The sequence below is a fragment of the Mesorhizobium sp. CA8 genome (assembly GCF_020164955.1).
Taxonomy (GTDB): domain Bacteria; phylum Pseudomonadota; class Alphaproteobacteria; order Rhizobiales; family Rhizobiaceae; genus Mesorhizobium.
The window spans coordinates 126,161-142,842 of record NZ_JAIUHG010000002.1; the positions used below are offsets into that span (position 1 = coordinate 126,161).

At 63.7% G+C, this 16,682-nt stretch carries 20 protein-coding genes; 13 read left to right on the forward strand and 7 right to left on the reverse strand.

The window, feature by feature from the left end; all coding sequences use genetic code 11:
* Nucleotides 1-219, forward strand: a complete 219-nt coding sequence (locus LB553_RS03555; RefSeq protein WP_224510716.1) for a hypothetical protein — start codon at nucleotides 1-3, stop codon at nucleotides 217-219.
* Nucleotides 220-405: 186 nt separating this feature from the next.
* Nucleotides 406-2,739: a response regulator gene (locus LB553_RS03560; protein WP_224510718.1), complete on the forward strand. Its 2,334-nt coding sequence runs from the start codon at nucleotides 406-408 to the stop codon at nucleotides 2,737-2,739.
* Nucleotides 2,740-2,840: 101 nt separating this feature from the next.
* Here LB553_RS03560 and LB553_RS03565 read toward each other — a convergent pair whose 3' ends face one another.
* The 4 genes from LB553_RS03565 to LB553_RS03580 all read right to left on the reverse strand — a co-directional run bounded on the left by LB553_RS03565 (nucleotide 2,841) and on the right by LB553_RS03580 (nucleotide 6,905).
* On the reverse strand, nucleotides 2,841-3,977 hold the full coding sequence (locus tag LB553_RS03565) for a sterol desaturase family protein (RefSeq protein ID WP_224510720.1): 1,137 nt from the start codon (nucleotides 3,975-3,977) through the stop codon (nucleotides 2,841-2,843).
* Between the two features lie 380 nt (nucleotides 3,978-4,357).
* Nucleotides 4,358-5,200: a lytic transglycosylase domain-containing protein gene (locus tag LB553_RS03570; RefSeq protein ID WP_412033233.1), complete on the reverse strand. Its 843-nt coding sequence runs from the start codon at nucleotides 5,198-5,200 to the stop codon at nucleotides 4,358-4,360.
* Between the two features lie 23 nt (nucleotides 5,201-5,223).
* Nucleotides 5,224-6,474: a flavodoxin-dependent (E)-4-hydroxy-3-methylbut-2-enyl-diphosphate synthase gene (gene ispG, locus LB553_RS03575; protein WP_224510724.1), complete on the reverse strand. Its 1,251-nt coding sequence runs from the start codon at nucleotides 6,472-6,474 to the stop codon at nucleotides 5,224-5,226.
* A 251-nt stretch (nucleotides 6,475-6,725) separates the two neighbouring features.
* The gene (locus LB553_RS03580; RefSeq protein ID WP_149791894.1) at nucleotides 6,726-6,905 is read right to left on the reverse strand and encodes a YdcH family protein; all 180 of its coding nucleotides are present in this window, start codon (nucleotides 6,903-6,905) and stop codon (nucleotides 6,726-6,728) included.
* 242 nt (nucleotides 6,906-7,147) lie between these two features.
* Between LB553_RS03580 and LB553_RS03585 the strand changes: the two genes are divergently transcribed.
* Entirely contained in the window at nucleotides 7,148-7,351 is a 204-nt protein-coding gene (locus LB553_RS03585; protein ID WP_126080812.1) for a YdcH family protein, read from the forward strand.
* Between the two features lie 19 nt (nucleotides 7,352-7,370).
* Here the strand turns inward: LB553_RS03585 and LB553_RS03590 are convergent, their stop codons facing one another.
* Nucleotides 7,371-8,171, reverse strand: coding sequence for an IclR family transcriptional regulator (locus tag LB553_RS03590; RefSeq protein ID WP_224510726.1), 801 nt, complete (start codon nucleotides 8,169-8,171; stop codon nucleotides 7,371-7,373).
* Between the two features lie 122 nt (nucleotides 8,172-8,293).
* Between LB553_RS03590 and LB553_RS03595 the strand changes: the two genes are divergently transcribed.
* The 8 genes from LB553_RS03595 to LB553_RS03630 all read left to right on the forward strand — a co-directional run bounded on the left by LB553_RS03595 (nucleotide 8,294) and on the right by LB553_RS03630 (nucleotide 14,763).
* Nucleotides 8,294-9,166 carry a transporter substrate-binding domain-containing protein gene (locus LB553_RS03595; protein WP_224510728.1) on the forward strand — a complete coding sequence of 291 codons (873 nt, stop codon included), beginning with the start codon at nucleotides 8,294-8,296 and terminating at the stop codon, nucleotides 9,164-9,166.
* Nucleotides 9,167-9,279: 113 nt separating this feature from the next.
* Nucleotides 9,280-9,945, forward strand: coding sequence for an amino acid ABC transporter permease (locus LB553_RS03600; RefSeq protein WP_224510730.1), 666 nt, complete (start codon nucleotides 9,280-9,282; stop codon nucleotides 9,943-9,945).
* 1 nt (nucleotide 9,946) lies between these two features.
* Nucleotides 9,947-10,597 carry an amino acid ABC transporter permease gene (locus tag LB553_RS03605; RefSeq protein WP_224510733.1) on the forward strand — a complete coding sequence of 217 codons (651 nt, stop codon included), beginning with the start codon at nucleotides 9,947-9,949 and terminating at the stop codon, nucleotides 10,595-10,597.
* 4 nt (nucleotides 10,598-10,601) lie between these two features.
* Nucleotides 10,602-11,393: an amino acid ABC transporter ATP-binding protein gene (locus tag LB553_RS03610; protein WP_224510735.1), complete on the forward strand. Its 792-nt coding sequence runs from the start codon at nucleotides 10,602-10,604 to the stop codon at nucleotides 11,391-11,393.
* A gap of 36 nt (nucleotides 11,394-11,429) precedes the next feature.
* Nucleotides 11,430-11,891, forward strand: coding sequence for a RidA family protein (locus LB553_RS03615; RefSeq protein ID WP_224510736.1), 462 nt, complete (start codon nucleotides 11,430-11,432; stop codon nucleotides 11,889-11,891).
* A 19-nt stretch (nucleotides 11,892-11,910) separates the two neighbouring features.
* Entirely contained in the window at nucleotides 11,911-13,116 is a 1,206-nt protein-coding gene (locus LB553_RS03620; RefSeq protein ID WP_224510738.1) for an aminotransferase class V-fold PLP-dependent enzyme, read from the forward strand.
* Between the two features lie 76 nt (nucleotides 13,117-13,192).
* Nucleotides 13,193-13,690 (forward strand): 5-(carboxyamino)imidazole ribonucleotide mutase, encoded by a 498-nt coding sequence (gene purE / locus LB553_RS03625; protein WP_224510740.1) that lies wholly within the window; start codon nucleotides 13,193-13,195, stop codon nucleotides 13,688-13,690.
* Entirely contained in the window at nucleotides 13,687-14,763 is a 1,077-nt protein-coding gene (locus LB553_RS03630; RefSeq protein WP_224510742.1) for a 5-(carboxyamino)imidazole ribonucleotide synthase, read from the forward strand. Before purE ends, LB553_RS03630 begins: the two co-directional genes overlap by 4 nt.
* A gap of 4 nt (nucleotides 14,764-14,767) precedes the next feature.
* Here LB553_RS03630 and LB553_RS03635 read toward each other — a convergent pair whose 3' ends face one another.
* Nucleotides 14,768-15,190 carry a lysozyme inhibitor LprI family protein gene (locus tag LB553_RS03635; protein ID WP_224510745.1) on the reverse strand — a complete coding sequence of 141 codons (423 nt, stop codon included), beginning with the start codon at nucleotides 15,188-15,190 and terminating at the stop codon, nucleotides 14,768-14,770.
* A 244-nt stretch (nucleotides 15,191-15,434) separates the two neighbouring features.
* Between LB553_RS03635 and ykgO the strand changes: the two genes are divergently transcribed.
* Entirely contained in the window at nucleotides 15,435-15,560 is a 126-nt protein-coding gene (gene ykgO, locus LB553_RS03640) for a type B 50S ribosomal protein L36 (RefSeq protein ID WP_040974291.1), read from the forward strand.
* A gap of 145 nt (nucleotides 15,561-15,705) precedes the next feature.
* A complete protein-coding gene (locus LB553_RS03645; protein ID WP_224510747.1) occupies nucleotides 15,706-16,329 on the forward strand; it encodes a tetratricopeptide repeat protein in 624 nt (207 codons plus the stop codon).
* A 114-nt stretch (nucleotides 16,330-16,443) separates the two neighbouring features.
* Here LB553_RS03645 and LB553_RS30755 read toward each other — a convergent pair whose 3' ends face one another.
* On the reverse strand, nucleotides 16,444-16,671 hold the full coding sequence (locus LB553_RS30755; protein ID WP_263483913.1) for a hypothetical protein: 228 nt from the start codon (nucleotides 16,669-16,671) through the stop codon (nucleotides 16,444-16,446).
* Between the last annotated feature and the right edge of the window lie 11 nt (nucleotides 16,672-16,682).

The window sequence follows — 16,682 nt, forward strand, 5'->3', positions numbered from 1 at the left end:
ATGACACGGAGCGCCAACTCTTTCCGTCCGGCCGAAGCGCTGCCCTACCGTATCGAACTCTGGCGCGCCGACAGCCATGAGATCATCGAACGGGTTCTCGCACGCGCCGTTACGGCCCAGCTTGCCCGCGCCATTTTTCAAGCCGCAAGAGACGAGCATCCTCAACGGCGGGTCACGCTGCGCAAGGGAAACCGTATCCTCTCCGATACGACGGATTGACGATCTGCCGTCCGGTTTCAAAGCGCTGTCCGGAAGTCCGGTGCGCTTAACCTGTCTGTCGCGGACAGCGATACGTCGCCGCTGCATCAAAAGCTGCGACAAGGCCAGCCTCTCTCCAACGAAATCTTAATGTAAATCAAGCCTAATCCCGACCGTTAAAATTGTGCGTATGTGTTGGGGTTGCGCATGCCGGAATATTCTTCCTTCCTCCGGTCGATCCGGATCCGTTACATTTCGGGATTGCTTGTCTTCGCGTTGGCGTCGGCTGCCATCATGTTCGCGCTCAATCGTGTGAATTCATACCGTCACGAGGTTGATGCCCTCAGCGGCAATTTCGTCATCTTCGCCCGCGACCTGCGCAACGCCACCAATTTCGCCGAGACCACCGGCACCGCCTGGCGCAGCGAGACGCGCGATGCGTTGACGACCGCCGCGCGCGGCCATTCCGAACGCCTGATGGGCGAGATCGGGATCCTGAACGCCCAGCTTGCCGCGATCAGGCCGCGCCTGTCGAAGAACACCGTCAACGCGCTGGATACCGCTTCGGTCAACGGCGACCTGTTCTGGTCGGCGCGTGACATGGTGCGCAACTTCAACCTGATGGCGGTCGCCCAGAAGGTCGACGAGTGGAGCTACCGCGAGATACGCAACCAGAACGACCTTTTCGCCCAGCCGATGCTGGTGAAGGTGCGCACCGCGCTCGACGAGGAGCGCCGCCTCGCCGATGCTTCCAGCGACCGGCTGCTCCTGTGGGCGAGCGGCCTTTTGTTCGCCGTGCTCGCCATCGCGGCGTTTCTGATCTTCCGGCCGATGGAGAATGCGATCCGGCGCGCCTTCGCCGAGACCGCTGCATCGTTGTTCAAGGCCGAGGCCGCCGACCGCGCCAAGTCCGAATTCCTCGCCAATATGAGCCATGAGATCCGCACGCCGATGAACGGCGTGCTCGGCATGGCCGAGCTGCTCGCCAAGACGGAGCTTACACCGCGCCAGAAGACCTTCACCGACGTCATCGTCAAATCCGGCAACGCGCTGCTCACCATCATCAACGACATCCTCGATTTCTCCAAGATCAATGCCGGCCAGCTGACGCTCGACCCCGCTCCCTTCCGCCTGGCGGAAGCGGTCGAGGACGTGGCGACGCTGGTGTCGGCGCGCGTTGCCGAAAAGAACCTCGAGCTCATCGTACGCGTCGACCCGCGCCTGCCGGCCTTCGTCGTCGGCGACGCCGGGCGCTTCCGCCAGATCGTCACCAACCTGCTCGGCAACGCCGTGAAGTTCACCGAGAAGGGCCATGTCCTGGTCGATGTCGGCGGCGATGTCGTCGACGGCGTGGTCCAGTTCAAGGTCCGTGTCGAGGATACCGGCATCGGCATCCCGGCCGAGAAACTGCAAAACGTGTTCGAGAAATTCGCCCAGGTCGACGGCTCCTCGACCCGCCGGCACGAGGGCACCGGGCTTGGCCTGGCGATCGCGGCTCGTCTCGTCGATCTGATGGGCGGCAAGATCGGCGTCGAGAGCGAGATCGGCCGCGGTTCCGTGTTCTGGTTCGCCGTGCCGTTGCCGGCGCATGACCAGCAGTCGCGCGACAAGCTCGTGCCGGTCGACGTCACCGGCGCCCGGGTGCTGGTCATTGACGACAACCCGGTCAACCGCGAGATCCTGCTGGAGCAGCTCAGGAGCTGGAGCTTCGACTGCGCGGCCGCAGAAAGCGGCGCCGTCGGCCTCGCCTTCCTCGACCGCGCCTGCCAGCTCGGCGCCTCGGTCGACTGCATCATCCTCGATTACCAGATGCCCGGCATGAACGGCGCCGATGTCGCGCGGGCCATCGCCGCCGACAGCCGGCTTTCCTCCATTCCGGTCGTGCTGCTCACATCGGTCGACCAGGTCGATTTCGGCAGGATGGTCATCGATTTCGGCATCGTCGCCCATCTCACCAAGCCGGCGCGTTCGGCGGTGCTGCTGGGCACCGTGATCTCCGCCATCCAGAAGGCGCGCACGCAAAACGCCAAGGCGCATTTCGTGCGCGAGCCGATCGCGCCGCAGGCGGCCCCGCCGGCTTTGACCGTCATCCGCGGCCCGTCGGTGCCCGTGCCGGCGGCGCCGGAATCGACGGCAGCACCGAGCGGCCCGATCGATATCCTGATCGCCGAGGACAATGACGTGAACCAGCTGGTCTTCGGCCAGATACTCAACGGTTTCGGTCTCAGCTACCGCATTGCCGGCAATGGCCGCACCGCTGTCGAGATGTACCGCTCGCTGCGTCCCCGCTTGGTGCTGATGGACGTCTCCATGCCGGAGATGAACGGCTATGAGGCGACCCGCGCCATCCGCGCCATCGAAGCGCAGAACGGCGATCATACGCCGATCATCGGCGTCACCGCGCATGCGCTGAAGGGCGACCGGGAAAAATGCATCGAGGCCGGCATGGACGACTACCTGCCGAAACCGGTCTCGCCCGACCGCCTCGGCGCCAAGATCGGCACCTGGCTCAGCGAGACGGTGGCGGCGAAGACGGCTTAAGCGCTTTGCCGAACGAGGACGGCTCTCGATAAAGATCGACCTGCCGAGTTCCCGCCAACCCCCTCTGTCCCGCCGACTCTGAACCAGCTCTTTTCGAGCCTTCAGCCCCGCCGGAACGGATAGAGGAATTGCCGCCAATATCCTTTCGGCACCGGATGGCCGTGAATGCCGTAGCCCCTCGGCCAGCGGCCCTCGGGCAGATGATAGGTGCCGAACAGCCGGTCGAGCAGCGGGAAATGGATGGCGAAATTGACGTCGATCGCCTCTTTCTCGAGGCCATGATGCCAATGGTGGAAGCGCGGCGACACGAGCACTTTTTCGACCGGACCGAAACTGGTTCCGATGTTGGAATGGATGAAGGACGAATAGACGTAGACGATCAGGATATAGGCTTGGATCGCCGATTCATCGAAGCCGAGCACGAACATCGGCGTCGCCGTCAGGCTGCGAAGGAGGATGATTTCCAGGAAATGCATCCGCGCGCCGGCAATCCAGTCCATCGACTTGGCCGAATGATGCACGGCATGAAAATTCCACAGGAACGGGATGCGATGGAAGGCCCGGTGCACCCAATATTGGGCAAGATCGGTCAGGAACATCACCGCCAACAGTTGCACGACCCAGGGCAGATCGTGGACCCAGGCGCGCAGCGAACCGAGACCGGCTTGCCCATTGACGAAATTGGACGGCGCGAGCGTCAGGTAGGTCAATATCTGCACCAGCAGCGACGAGACCAGGTAATAGAACAGGTCCTCGCGCCATTCGTCGCGGAACACGGTCTGGCCTTTGTTGCGGGCAAAAATGCGTTCGAGCGGGACGAACAGCACGCCCATGAACAGGACATTGAGAATGAAGAAATCAAGGCCGAAGAACACGCCGTCGACATGCAACTCGTGACGCACCGGGAGCATGCCGATGAGCGAGGCCGACAGCACCGTGACCATGGCCGCCACGCCGAGCGTCTTTTCCCTGCGCAGCATCATGCTCAGGATGGCCAGGACGTAGCCCGAGATAAGCACGAAATAGAGGACCGGCTTGAAGAACAGCATCTGGTGGATCGGAGCAAGGTCCGGCATCGAGGTCAGCGTCGGGTAGCGCAATACGATGACCATGAGGAGGCCGGTGATCCCGGCAAGCAATGCGATCGAGCCGGACAGCCAGCCGGACCCGAACGGCCGCTTGGTGCGCGGTGTTTCGAGCTCACCGATAACCCTTTTAAGGAAATTCCCCTCCGGCATGATGCTCCCCCTATGTGATCCGAATAAAAACGCGCCGTGGAAATACTGAACCCGCTCTTACTATGGCAAAGCGCATTAAGATTTGACCGCCACCGCCTGGCAAGCGGATTCTCCTCGCAACATTAGCGATTGGCTATCGGCGTTGTTGACGGCCGGGAAGGTCGCGTCCCCGCCAGGAATGCAAGTCGCTACAATTTAAATCGCTGCTGGATGAGGCAGGCGCATTCGGCCGGCATCAACCGGCTGGTGTCGAGCTCAAGATCGTAAGCGACGCCTTATGCAGGCGTCGAATTGCCAGCGTGCAAATCCGGGCAGTCGGTCTGCACGCCGGCTTTCGCGCGTTTCGAGCACCTCTTGCGGCCCCCTGTCCTGGCGTTGCGTCACCGATTGCGCAACACCACGCAGGCGCCGCCGACGCTTTGCAGCTTGGTGCAGATGCCGTTGGCCTCGCCGCGCGAGTCGGCGCCGATCCTGACCGCATAGATGCCGCGGCGGCCGATCGGCGTGCGCACCCGGCTCACCACCGGATCACGGCTGGCGAGCAAGGCCGGGAACCGGCTTTTGACCCTCAGCCATTGGCCGATCGCTGCCGAGCGGCGGAAGTTGCCCGCCACCTGCACGCCCCACGGCTTGACGTTAATCGAGGCCATGGCGACGGTCCGCGACATGATCACAGGCAGCCGGCGGCAGGCGACCGCGAAACTCATCTTGGGATCGAGCGGCTGGACGGTGCCGGCATAGGATTTGTCGGCAAACTTGTCGACGGGCTCGCCCATGATGTCGAAGACGTAGCTTTCCGTCTCCATCGGCAGGAAGCCGCCCGAGGCGAGCCAGCGCGACACTCGGTTCTCGCCGGCATTATAGGCCGCCGCCGCGAGGCCGAGATTGCCGTAGCTTGCCTTCATCTCGGCGAGATACTTCGCAGAGGCGGGAATAGCCTGCCCGATGTCGAAGGAGTTGGCCAGGCCACGCATCTTGGCGGTGCCCGGCATGAATTGCGCGATGCCTTCGGCGCCGACCGGGCTTACCGCGTTCGGATCGAAGCGGCTCTCCTTCCAGATCAGCCGGGCGAAGAAATCCTTGGGCAGGCCGTTCTGTTGGGCCTGGGTTTCGATCAGATCGCAGACGCGGTTGATCAGCCGTTTCGCAGCCGACTTCGACTGAGGCGGATCGGCCAATGCCGGACCGGCGGCGATCAGCGCGCAAGCGAGAAGCAGCGTCATCTTCACGAAACGCTGCATCCCGCTCATTCCGCGGCGGCTTTGCCGTGTCCGTACCGCTGCTCGATGTAATCGGCGACCATCTTTTCGAAATCCTGCGCGATCGAAGGACCGCGCAGCGTCGCCGCCTTCTTGCCGTCGATGAAGACCGGCGCCGTCGGCGTCTCGCCGGTGCCGGGCAGCGATATGCCGATATCGGCATGCTTGGATTCGCCCGGACCGTTGACGATGCAGCCCATCACCGCGACCTTGAGGCTCTCGACGCCGGGATATTTCTCGCGCCACACCGGCATGTTCTTGCGAATGTCGGCCTGGATGCTCTGGGCAAGTTCCTGGAATACGGTGGACGTGGTGCGCCCGCAACCGGGGCAGGCCGCGACGATCGGCACGAACTGCCGGAAGCCCATGGTCTGCAGAAGTTCCTGCGACACCTGCACCTCGCGGGTGCGGTCGCCATTCGGCTCCGGCGTCAGCGAGATGCGGATCGTGTCGCCGATGCCCTGCTGCAAGAGAATGCCCATCGCTGCCGAAGAGGCGACAATGCCCTTGCTGCCCATGCCGGCCTCGGTGAGGCCAAGATGCAGCGCATGGTCGGAGCGGGTGGCGAGCTCGGTGTAGACGGCGATCAGGTCCTGCACGCCGCTGACCTTGGCCGACAGGATGATCTTGTCGCGGCCAAGTCCGATCTCTTCCGCCATCTCGGCCGACAGGATCGCCGACTGCACGATCGCCTCGCGCGTCACCTCCTGCGCGGTAAGCGGCGAGCCTTGGGCCTGATTGTCGTCCATCAACCGGGTCAGCAATTCCTGGTCGAGCGAGCCCCAGTTAACGCCGATACGCACCGGCTTGTCATGTCTGATCGCCATTTCGACGATGGCGGCGAACTGGCGGTCCTTCTTTTCCTTGAAGCCGACATTGCCGGGATTGATGCGGTACTTCGCCAGCACCTCGGCGCAGGCCGGATGATCGGCGAGCAGCTTGTGGCCGATATAGTGGAAGTCGCCGACCAGCGGCACGTCGATGCCGAGCCGCAGCAGTCGCTCATAGATGCGCGGAACCGCGGCCGCGCTCTCGTCGCGGTCGACCGTGATGCGCACGATTTCCGAGCCGGCGCGGTGCAGCGCCGCGACCTGGGCGACCGTCTGGTCGACATCGGCCGTGTCGGTGTTGGTCATCGATTGCACGACGACCGGGGCGCCGCCGCCGACGATCACGCCGCCGACCGAGACGCCGACCGACATTCGCCGCGGGAAGGGTGAGGAAAAATATCCGGTCATGCCGGCCGCCTTCATCTGAAAGTTCCGGGCATGAGGTGGCGGAGCAAAGATGGCTTGTCAATGGCAACCGGCAGGCAACGCCGGCAAATCCGCCGCTCCCGATCGGCCGCCATGCGGCTCAAAGGGAACATCGGGCCACAAGATGCACGCCCAAACGGTCAGCAGATTCAGTGTAAAGCACCTCCCGGTGGCATTCTTGCCACCGGGAAGGTGCACCGCGGCGGGAGCGGTGATGGTGTCTAAAAGGAGCTTCAGTGTGCGGTCGGTTTCGCCTTCAGCTTTTCAATCTCGTCCTTGATTGCCAACTTGCGCCGCTTGAGAGTGGCGATCTCGAGGTCGTCTACCGAAGGATGGTTCATCGCATCGACAAGTTCACGCTCGATATCGCCGTGCTTTCGCTGCAGCTCATCAAGATGGGATGCAAGAGACATGATTGGTTCTCCCTTTCATGGTTTCCTCGATTGCAGCCGTCGCAGGCTCGTCCACCGCAGGTTGCGACTGTGACGGCATGATGACAGTTTGCCACCAACCGATCTCGATGTCGAATGCCACGTGGTAGCATTCCACGACAAAGTGAAATGTGATATCAGCGGCGCGCCGGTCACAAACGCACTGACCCGACCGGCCCCGCCCAGACAGCCCGATTGGGCGATGCATACGCAGACGGTAGATAATGTCCGAACAGGAACAGGCTGAAATACGCCTCGAATATTCCCGGCTCAAACAAGAACACGCCGATTTCGACGCTGCCATAAACGCTATGATCGCCACAGGCTGCGACCCGCTTCAGATCCAGCGCATGAAGAAGAAGAAGCTGATCCTGAAAGACCGGCTGTCGGCGCTGGAAGACCGCATCATCCCGGACATCATCGCCTGAGCGGATCGCCTCTGCACCGTCAAGAGATCGATAGCCGCCCCGCGCGCTCGCGCAGCAGCGCAAGAAGTTCGCCGGTCCGTTCTTCGGACGTGTCGATCGGCACAACAAGGCACATCGTCGCCTCGACCTTGCCTGGTGCAGAGAACACCGGCGCCGCAAGGCATTTGGTGTAGGCGTCGACCAGGCCTGACGTGACGCAATAGCCGGTGACGCGCGCCCGCGCGATATCGTCGATGAAATCATCGAGTTCGAGCTTGCGGCCGTCCGGCAGCACGAGATCGTCTTCAGTCACCATCGCTTCGATCCCGCCGCGATCGAGGCCGGCAAGCAACAGCCGGCCGGATGCTGTCCAAGGCAGCGGGATCTGGAGGCCTGTGGCCGAACTGATGCGGAACGGCCTGGTGCCCGGGCTCGAATGGACGATCGTGTAGCGGCCGCTCTGCAGCATGCAGAGCTCGGACGTCTCGCCTGTCTCGCGCGACAGCGTGTCGACCTCCTGACGCCCGCGCCTGAGCAGGTCGTTGCCGCGCATATAGGCCATTCCGTAGAGATAGAGCTTCTTGCCGAAATAGACGCGATTGCCGTCGCCGGCCATTTCCAAGAGCCCGGCTTCGACCAGCTCGCGCACCAGCGTGTAGGTGGTCGAGCGCGGCGCGTTGAGCCCTTTGGCCAGGTCGCCGATGCCAATCGCGCGCTGGTTGGCATGCAGGAATTCCAGGATGTTTAGGGCCCTGTTGAGGCCCTTCTCGCGCGAGCCCGCCGGCCGCTCTTCATCCGCACCTTCGCTCGGCCACTCGGTCAGCATTTCACCATCTTGCATTGTCGATTCCTGATGCTAGTATCTGTCCTGTACAGGATACACACGTCTCTTGTAAGAGACAATCGCTGATTGCGATGCGTATCTCTGCTGCATTGGGGAACAAACCATCAAAGGAGGTCGCCGTGAACGACACATCCGGTAGACGTGATTTTCTGAAACTGGGAATGGCGGGCCTAGCCACCGCCGGCGCGCTCACCGCCATCAGCGCAGAGAAGGCGGCGGCGCAAGCCGCATCCGACAGCGTGCTGCGCACTGCGCTCGATCGCGGCAAGCTGATCGTCGGCACCGGCAGCACCAATGCGCCGTGGCATTTCGAGAACGATGCCGGCGAGCTGGTCGGCATGGACATCACCATGGGCCGCATCCTTGCCAAGGGCCTCTTCGACGACCCGACCAAGGTCGAGTTCGTCATGCAGGACCCCGCCCAGCGTATTCCGAACGTGACGACCAACAAGGTCGACATCACCATCCAGTTCATGACCATGACGGCGCAGCGCTCGCAGCTGATCCACTTCTCGCGGCCCTACTATGTCGAAGGCGTCGCGCTGCTCACGCTGCCCGGCTCCGAAAACAAGACCTTCGCCAAGCTCTTGGCGAACGGCGCCAACACCCGCGTCTCGATCCTGCAGAATGTCGACGCCGAAAGTTCGGTGCATTTTGCCTTGCCGCAGGCGCAGGTGCTGCAGATCGACACCCAGGCGAACGTTCTGCAGGCGCTGGAATCCAAGCGCGCCGATGCCGCCGCCGTCGATCTGTCGACCGTGCGCTGGCTGGCCTCGCGCAATCCCGACAAGTATTTCGACGCCGGCAAGAGCTGGTATTCGATGCTTTACGGCGCCGCGGTCCGGCAAGGCGACCTCGATTGGCTGACCTTCGTCAACCAGACCTTCACCATCGCCATGTTCGGCCATGAAACGGCGCTCTACGATGCCGCCTTCAAGGAATATTTCGGCCAGGAGCCGCCGCCGCGCCATCCGGGCTTCCCGGTCATCTGACGCGCCACACGATCAAGCCGGCGGAAGGAGCGGTCCTTCCGCCTGTTTTTCCTCGACCCCGGCGCGAGGGCGGCGAATCCTATCCGTCGCACCGCGGCCATTGAGACGGACGCATGGGCTATACGCTCAATTTCAACCTGATCTGGCGGCATTTCGACAAGCTATGGGGCGGCCTGCTGCTCAGCCTCGAGCTTGCCGTGATCTCGATCGCCATCGGCATCGTCATCGGCCTGGTGCTGGCCGTCTGGTATGTCTCGGCCGGACGCGTGGTGCGCGCCATCATCGCGGCCTATGTCGAATTCATCCGCAACGTACCGCTGATCCTGCTGGTCTATTTGGTCTTTTACGGCCTGCCGACGGTCGTCGATCTTGCCTACAGCGCCCCCACCTCCTTTGTCCTGACCCTATCGGTCTATAGCGGCGCCTATCTCGTCGAGGTGTTCCGCTCAGGCTTGGAAGCGGTGCCCCGCGGCCAGCTCGACGCTGGCAAGGCGATCGGCCTTACCCCATGGCAGCGCCTGATCCACGTACGCCTGCCGACGATGCTGCGCATCACGCTGCCGGCGCTGTCCAACACCTTCATCTCGCTGTTCAAGGACACCTCGATCGCGTCGGTGATCTCGGTGCCCGAGCTCACCTACGGCGCCCAATGGATCAACTTCAATACGTTCCGCATCGTCGAGGTCTATCTGGTGACGACGGCGATGTATCTGGCAACCGGCTATACCTTGCTGTTTGCGCTGCGGCTGGTCGAACGCCGCTTCAGGGCGGCGCGCTGAGATGCTGAGCCAGATCCTCTACGCCCTGCCGTTCCTTGCCGAAGGCTTTGCCGTGACCTTATGGGTCTCGCTGCTGGTCGTGGTCCTGTCCTTGGTCGCCGGGGTCCTGCTGGGCGTCGGCCTTGTCTATGGGCCAGCGCCGCTGCGTTGGGCGGTGCGCATCTTCTCGGACACCATCCGCGGCATCCCAATCCTGGTGCTGATGTTCTTCGTCTATTACGGCCTGCCCGCTGTCGGCGTGCACCTTCAGTCCTTCTGGGCGGCGGTGCTGGCGCTGACCTTGTTCAAGACGGCGCAGGTCGTCGAGTATCTGCGCGGCGCCATCGCCTCGATCCCGAAAGGCCAGTCGGAAGCCGCGATGGCGATCGGCCTCACCTTCCGCCAGCGCCTCACCTCGGTGATTTTCCCGCAGGCTTTCCGCCGCTTCCTGCCACCCTGGATCAACGGCGTCACCGATGCCGTGAAGGGCAGCGCGCTGGTTTCGCTGCTCGGCATCACCGATCTGATGCAGGCGATCAACCAGATCATCGGCCGCACCTATGAGGCGATGCCGCTCTATATCCTCGGGGCCCTCATCTATTTCGCCGTCAACTATGCGCTTTCCTATGCCAGCCGCAGGCTGGAACGGCGCTTCGCTTTCATCCGGGATTAACGTGATGGCCAGTTCGAACGACAACCCAGCGCTTCTCGATATTGCCGAGGTTTCGAAATCCTTCGGCCCGGTGAGCGTACTGCGCTCGGTCAGCCTGCAAGTGGCCAAGGGCGAGGTGGTAACCATCATCGGCCCTTCGGGCAGCGGCAAGACCACGCTGCTGCGCTGCGTGAATTTCCTGGAAAGCTATGACAGCGGCTCGATCCGCATCGACGGCAAGGAAGTCGGCTTTCGCGACGGCGGCGCGCGCCAGCGGCGCAGCGAACGCGATTTGGCCGCCATGCGCGCCGAGACCGGCATGGTGTTCCAGAGCTTCAACCTCTTCCCGCATCTGAGCGCCGCCGGTAACATCATGCTCGGACTGACCAAGGTGCGCGGCAAGAGCAAGACAGAGGCGCGCTCGATCGCCGAGCATTGGCTGGGCCGCGTCGGTCTCGCCCACAAGGCGGACAGCCTGCCCGCCGAACTTTCGGGCGGCCAGCAGCAGCGCGTCGGCATTGCCCGCGCCGTCGCCATGGAGCCCAAAATCCTGCTGCTCGACGAGATCACCTCGGCGCTCGACCCGGAACTCGTCGGCGAGGTGCTGGCGGTGGTGCGCAGTCTCGCCGAGGACGGCATGACCATGGTGATGGTGACGCACGAGATGGCTTTCGCCCGCGATGCCTCCAGCCGCATCGTCTTCATGGCCGATGGCGGCGTCTCGGCGGTTGGCCCGCCGAAGGACGTGCTCGCGGCGGAGACGACCAACGAGCGCCTCCGCACATTTCTGGCGCGTTTCCGCGCCTCGCATTTCTGAAGCGGATGGCCTCGGCCATCCAGGGAGTACCCTTCCATGTCGCCTTACACACGGCTCGCCGAACTCGGCCTGACGCTGCCCGAGCCGCCCACGCCCATCGCCAATTTCGTCACCCATGCCGAGAGCGGCCGGCTGATCTTTCTTTCGGGGCAGGGGCCGCTGCGTGCCGACGGCACGCTTTGCACCGGCAAGGTCGGCGACGACGTGACCGTCGAGCAGGCCTATGAGCATGCCCGCCTCACCGGCCTCAATCTGCTCGCCGTCATGCATGCCGCGGCGGGCGACCTCGGCCGCATCGTGCGAGTGGTGAAGCTGCTCGGCTTCGTCAACGCCACGCCGACCTTCAGCGACCACCCCAAAGTGGTCAATGGCTGCTCGGATCTCTTCGCCGATGTCTTCGACAAGACCGGCGGCCATGCGCGCTCGGCGATCGGCGTCGGCTCGCTGCCACGTAACATCACTGTCGAAATCGAAGCGGTCGTCGAGATCGCCGCCTGATTTAACGGAGTCCACTCACATGAAAACCTATTCCGACGCCGGCTCCAACACCACCATCCGCGAGCGGCTGGGCTTGAGGCCTATCATCAATGTCTCGGGCACGATGACGGCGCTGGGCGCCTCGATCATCGTTCCCGAAGCGATCAGCGCCATGGCCGAGATGGCTTCGCAATGGGTGGAGATGGATGATTTGCAGCGCGCCGCGAGCTCGGTGGTCGCGCGCCTCACCGGCGGCGAGGCCGGCTTCATCACCGCCTGCTGCGCCTCGGGCATCACCATGGCCATCGCCGGCGCGATGACCGGCACCAACCTTCTCGCGATCGAACGCCTGCCGGACGACACCGAAGGGCTGAAATCGGAGGTCGTGATCCAGCTCGGCCACATCGTCAACTATGGCGCGCCCATCGACCAGTCGATCCGCGTCGCCGGCGCCAAGGTCATTCCGGCGGGCACCGTCAGCGTCACCCAGGACTACCATGTGCGCGAGGCAATCAATGAGCGCACGGCGGCCGCTCTCTACGTCGTCGCCCACCATACCGTGCAATATGGCATGCTTTCGCTGGAGGAGTTCTGCGAGATTTGCCATGCCAAGAACATTCCAGTGATTGTTGACGCCGCGTCCGAATATGACCTGCGCAGCTTCCTGGCGCGCGGCGCCGACATTGTCGTCTACAGCGGCCACAAATTCCTCAGCGGTCCGACCAGCGGCATCGTCACCGGCCGCAAGGACCTGGTCCGCGCCGCCTATCTGCAGAACCGCGGCGTGGCGCGCGCCATGAAGGTCGGCAAGGAAAGCATCGCCGGCACAATGGCGGCGCTCGACGCCTGGGAAAAGCGCGACCATGCCGGCATCCGCCGGCGCGAGGAGGCAGCGCTCAATCTGTGGAAGAATTCACTTCAAGGCATCCCCGGCATTGGTGCTGAGATCATTCCCGACCCGACCAACAATCCGCTCGACCGCCTGCAGGTCTTCGTACGCCCGGAAAGCCGCTTCACCGCCGCAGGCCTCGCTTCCGCTTTGGCTGCCGGCTCGCCGCCGGTGATCGTGCGCAATCACGAAGTCGAACGCGGCCATTTCTTCCTCGATCCGTGCAACTTGCATCCCGGCGAGGCCGAGATAGTCGCCGAGCAGTTGCGCGCCGTGCTGACGGCCAAGGAGCGTCCGGCCGACGCGATGAAGGTGGCGCGCAAGGACTCTTCGGGCTCCCTGCGCTGGCCGGATTAGCTCGGTGCGCATCGACAATCTTGCGGCTATCGGCGAATTCCGCTAAGGCGCGCCTTTGCCGCCGGGGAGCGAAGCCTTGACCGATCAGCGTGCCGACGTCGCCATCATCATGGGCAGCCAGTCCGACTGGGCGACGATGCGCCAGGCCGCGGAAACGCTGGAAGCGCTGGGCATCCCGCACAGGAGGCTGATCGTCTCCGCGCACCGTACCCCCGACCGTCTCTATGAATTCGCCAAGGGCGCCAAGGCGGCCGGCTACAAGGTGATCATCGCCGGCGCCGGCGGAGCGGCGCATCTGCCCGGCATGACGGCGGCGATGACGCCGCTGCCGGTGTTCGGCGTTCCGGTCGAGTCCAAGGCGCTTTCGGGCCAGGATTCGCTTCTCTCCATCGTGCAGATGCCGGCCGGCATCCCGGTCGGCACGCTGGCAATCGGCAAAGCGGGGGCGGCCAATGCAGCACTTCTCGCCGCCGCGGTGCTGGCGCTCAACGATGAAAAACTCGCCGCCCGGCTCGACGCCTGGCGCGCGGCGCAGACCGCCAAGGTTGCCGCCGAGCCGACGGACACGCCGTGAGCCTGGCGCCCGGATCGACCATCGGCATCATCGGCGGCGGCCAGCTCGGCCGCATGCTGGCGATGGCCGCGGCGCGCCTCGGTTATCGCATCGTCGTGTTGGAGCCCCAGCCCAACTGCCCAGCCGCCCAGGTCGCCACCCGGCAGATCGTCGCCGCCTATGACGATCCGGCGGCGCTCGCCGATCTGGCCAGCGCCAGCGCGGTCATCACCTATGAATTCGAGAACGTCCCGGTCACCGCGGCGGAAACGCTGGCTGCAACGGTCCCGGTCTATCCGCCGGCCCGCGCGCTCGAAGTCGCGCAGGATCGCCTCACCGAGAAAAGCTTTCTCAACAGCATCGGCATCCCGACGGCGGAGTTCTGTCCGGTCGACAATGACGACCAGCTGACCGAGGCCTTGAGGAAGTTCGACGGCAGCGGCGTGCTGAAAACCCGTCGCATGGGCTATGACGGCAAGGGCCAGCGCGTCTTCCGCAACATGCAGACCGGCGACTTTGCCGGGGTCTGCGGGGCGATGGGCAATGTGCCGCTGATCCTGGAATCGCTGGTCGCCTTCGAGCGCGAGATTTCGGTGATCGCCGCGCGTGGGTTGGACGGCTTGGTCGCGGCTTACGATCCGGCCGAAAACATTCACCGCGAAGGCATCCTGCGCACCTCGACCCTGCCGGCTGCCATCCGCCCGGGAACGGCAGCCGCCGCCAAGGATGCGGCCGCGAAAATTCTTTCCGCGCTCGATTATGTCGGCGTCATCGGCGTCGAGTTCTTCGTGCTTGCCGACGGCTCGCTTCTGGCCAATGAGCTGGCGCCGCGCGTGCACAATTCCGGCCACTGGACGGAAGCCGCCTGCGTCGTGTCGCAGTTCGAGCAGCATATCCGCGCCGTCGCCGGCCTGCCGCTTGGCCCGCCCGCCCGCCATTTTGACTGCGTGATGGAAAACCTGATCGGCGACGACATGCTGAAAGTGCCGGCGCTGGTGGCTGAGCCCGACCTGATGTTGCATCTCTACGGCAAGGCCGAGTCGCGCCCCGGCCGCAAGATGGGCCATTTTACGCGCCTCATCAGGTCGCGATAACGCCCTATTGCATATCCTGGTTGTCGCCCGCGTCCGAGCCGGCGCAGCTCGGATCGCTCAGCTTGCAGCTGGCGTCGGAGGTGAGCTGCTTTATGCGCTCGTTGGTGAGCTTCGTCAGGCACTGCGAAACCTCCATCGGGTGAATGGAGCCGCCCGCGCTGTCGGCGGTCGAATAGGCGCATTCGGCATCGCGAAAGGCGATCCAGGCGCGTTGCGCCGTCTGCAACAGCTTGTTCGAGGCCTGATCGTTGCTGCCGACGATATTCTTATAGGCTGCGTTGAGCTTGGCGTCGGCCGCCTGGTGGTCGGCATCGGCGCAGATGTTCAGCATCGACTGGCTGTCGTCGTTGCGGTCGCATTCCTGCGCCCGGGCGGCCGGTGCCGTCGCAAGCAAGACCAGACAGGCAGGCAGAAGTAGGCGGCGCATGTGCAATCTCCGGTCGTTCGCGCAGACCGCACCATTCCAGCCGCCTTTGAGTCGCGCAATGCAGCTTCGCCGGGATGGCGAATATTTGATATGCCGCGCCACTTGCGGCATTCGGACACGCGCATGTGGTTGACACGGGCAAGCCTCCTCGTTTATGAGCCACGCAAGTTCAAAAGGGCGCGCTTTTTCCGGGCGCGCCTTTAAAATTCGGCCCGGGACGGGCCCTGACCGAACAGGCAAGACCATGAAGATCAAGAATTCGCTCAAGGCGCTCAAGGCGCGTCACCGCGACAACCGGTTGGTTCGCCGCAAGGGACGCATCTACATCATCAACAAGACCGCTCCGCGCTACAAGGCGCGCCAGGGCTGAGCCTTGCGCGCGGCCTGATGCATGTCGCCCGAAAAGGAAGCGACATGCAAAGAGACCAGGCCGCGCTGATGTCGAATGCCGGTTCGCCGGCGCTCTCACGCTAAAATCACTTTGACGATCCGCCGTCCGGGACTAGATTCCGGCGATGCGGATTCTTTTTGCATTTTTCACCGCCTTTTTGCTTTCCGGCACGGCTTTGCCTGCAGGAGCTGAAGAGGTGCCCGGCGCGCTGCCTCCAGATGCCGCGCCGCTAGCCGCCGCTACGCCGCCGCCGGCCGCTCCGACCAAACAGGGCCGCCTCGACCAGCTCTTCACCGAGTTGAAGCGCGAGCGCAATGAAAAGGCGGCCGAGCGCATAGCCGGCCGCATCTGGAACGAGTGGAACCAGTCGGGCAGCGCCTCGATCGACCTGATGATGCAGTGGGCGCAAAAGGCGACGGAAGACCAGAAATTCGACGTCGCGCTCGACTTCCTCGACCAGGTCGTGACCTTGCAGCCTGATTATGCCGAAGGCTGGAACCGCCGGGCCACCGTGCATTTCCTGATGAAGAATTACGGGAAGTCGATGGCCGACATCGACCGCACCCTGCAGCTCGAGCCGCGCCATTTCGGCGCGCTCTCTGGCCTCGCCCAGATCATGGCCGAAACCGGCCACAAGCAGTCCGCGTTGGAAGCCTGGCAAAAGGTGCTGGCGATCTACCCGATGATGCGCAGCGCCCAGAACCAGGTTTCGACGCTCTCGGAAGAGTTGGCCGGCGAGGGTATTTGAACTAGGGCAGTAAGGGAGTAGGGCAGTAAGGCAGTAGGAAACGAGCACACCTACTGCCCTACTGCCCTACTGCCCTACTGCCCTACTGCCCTACTGCCCTACTGCCCTACTGCCCTACTGCCCTCCCTCCGTATCTCTCCGCATGAACCTCGCCTGCGCCACCCTCCTCTCCTCGTCGCGCTCCTCTTCGCCCTGGCCGGTGTCACCCGCGCCGGCGTCTGGTCGATCGAGCGCCGCAACCCGCCGGACGGGGCGTTCGCCGAGATCAACGGCGCGCGCATCCATTACGTCCATATCCCGGCGCCGGCCGGCGCCGACCTGCCGCCGGTCGTCTTCATCCATGGCGCCAGCGC

Bases quoted from the DNA above. Each gene is read 5' to 3' on its own strand.
- LB553_RS03605 (WP_224510733.1), top strand. From the start codon at position 9,947: ATGCTGAGCCAGATCCTCTACGCCCTGCCGTTCCTTGCCGAAGGCTTT.
- ispG (WP_224510724.1), bottom strand. From the start codon at position 6,474: ATGACCGGATATTTTTCCTCACCCTTCCCGCGGCGAATGTCGGTCGGC.
- LB553_RS30755 (WP_263483913.1), bottom strand. From the start codon at position 16,671: ATGGATGAAGACGACCGGCGGCAGGTCGGCGCCGGCCGGCGCCGGGAT.
- LB553_RS03645 (WP_224510747.1), top strand. From the start codon at position 15,706: ATGCGGATTCTTTTTGCATTTTTCACCGCCTTTTTGCTTTCCGGCACG.
- LB553_RS03580 (WP_149791894.1), bottom strand. From the start codon at position 6,905: ATGTCTCTTGCATCCCATCTTGATGAGCTGCAGCGAAAGCACGGCGAT.
- LB553_RS03570 (WP_412033233.1), bottom strand. From the start codon at position 5,200: ATGACGCTGCTTCTCGCTTGCGCGCTGATCGCCGCCGGTCCGGCATTG.
- LB553_RS03565 (WP_224510720.1), bottom strand. From the start codon at position 3,977: ATGCCGGAGGGGAATTTCCTTAAAAGGGTTATCGGTGAGCTCGAAACA.
- LB553_RS03555 (WP_224510716.1), top strand. From the start codon at position 1: ATGACACGGAGCGCCAACTCTTTCCGTCCGGCCGAAGCGCTGCCCTAC.
- LB553_RS03585 (WP_126080812.1), top strand. From the start codon at position 7,148: ATGTCCGAACAGGAACAGGCTGAAATACGCCTCGAATATTCCCGGCTC.
- LB553_RS03635 (WP_224510745.1), bottom strand. From the start codon at position 15,190: ATGCGCCGCCTACTTCTGCCTGCCTGTCTGGTCTTGCTTGCGACGGCA.
- LB553_RS03610 (WP_224510735.1), top strand. From the start codon at position 10,602: ATGGCCAGTTCGAACGACAACCCAGCGCTTCTCGATATTGCCGAGGTT.
- LB553_RS03560 (WP_224510718.1), top strand. From the start codon at position 406: ATGCCGGAATATTCTTCCTTCCTCCGGTCGATCCGGATCCGTTACATT.
- LB553_RS03615 (WP_224510736.1), top strand. From the start codon at position 11,430: ATGTCGCCTTACACACGGCTCGCCGAACTCGGCCTGACGCTGCCCGAG.
- LB553_RS03600 (WP_224510730.1), top strand. From the start codon at position 9,280: ATGGGCTATACGCTCAATTTCAACCTGATCTGGCGGCATTTCGACAAG.
- LB553_RS03590 (WP_224510726.1), bottom strand. From the start codon at position 8,171: ATGCAAGATGGTGAAATGCTGACCGAGTGGCCGAGCGAAGGTGCGGAT.
- ykgO (WP_040974291.1), top strand. From the start codon at position 15,435: ATGAAGATCAAGAATTCGCTCAAGGCGCTCAAGGCGCGTCACCGCGAC.
- LB553_RS03620 (WP_224510738.1), top strand. From the start codon at position 11,911: ATGAAAACCTATTCCGACGCCGGCTCCAACACCACCATCCGCGAGCGG.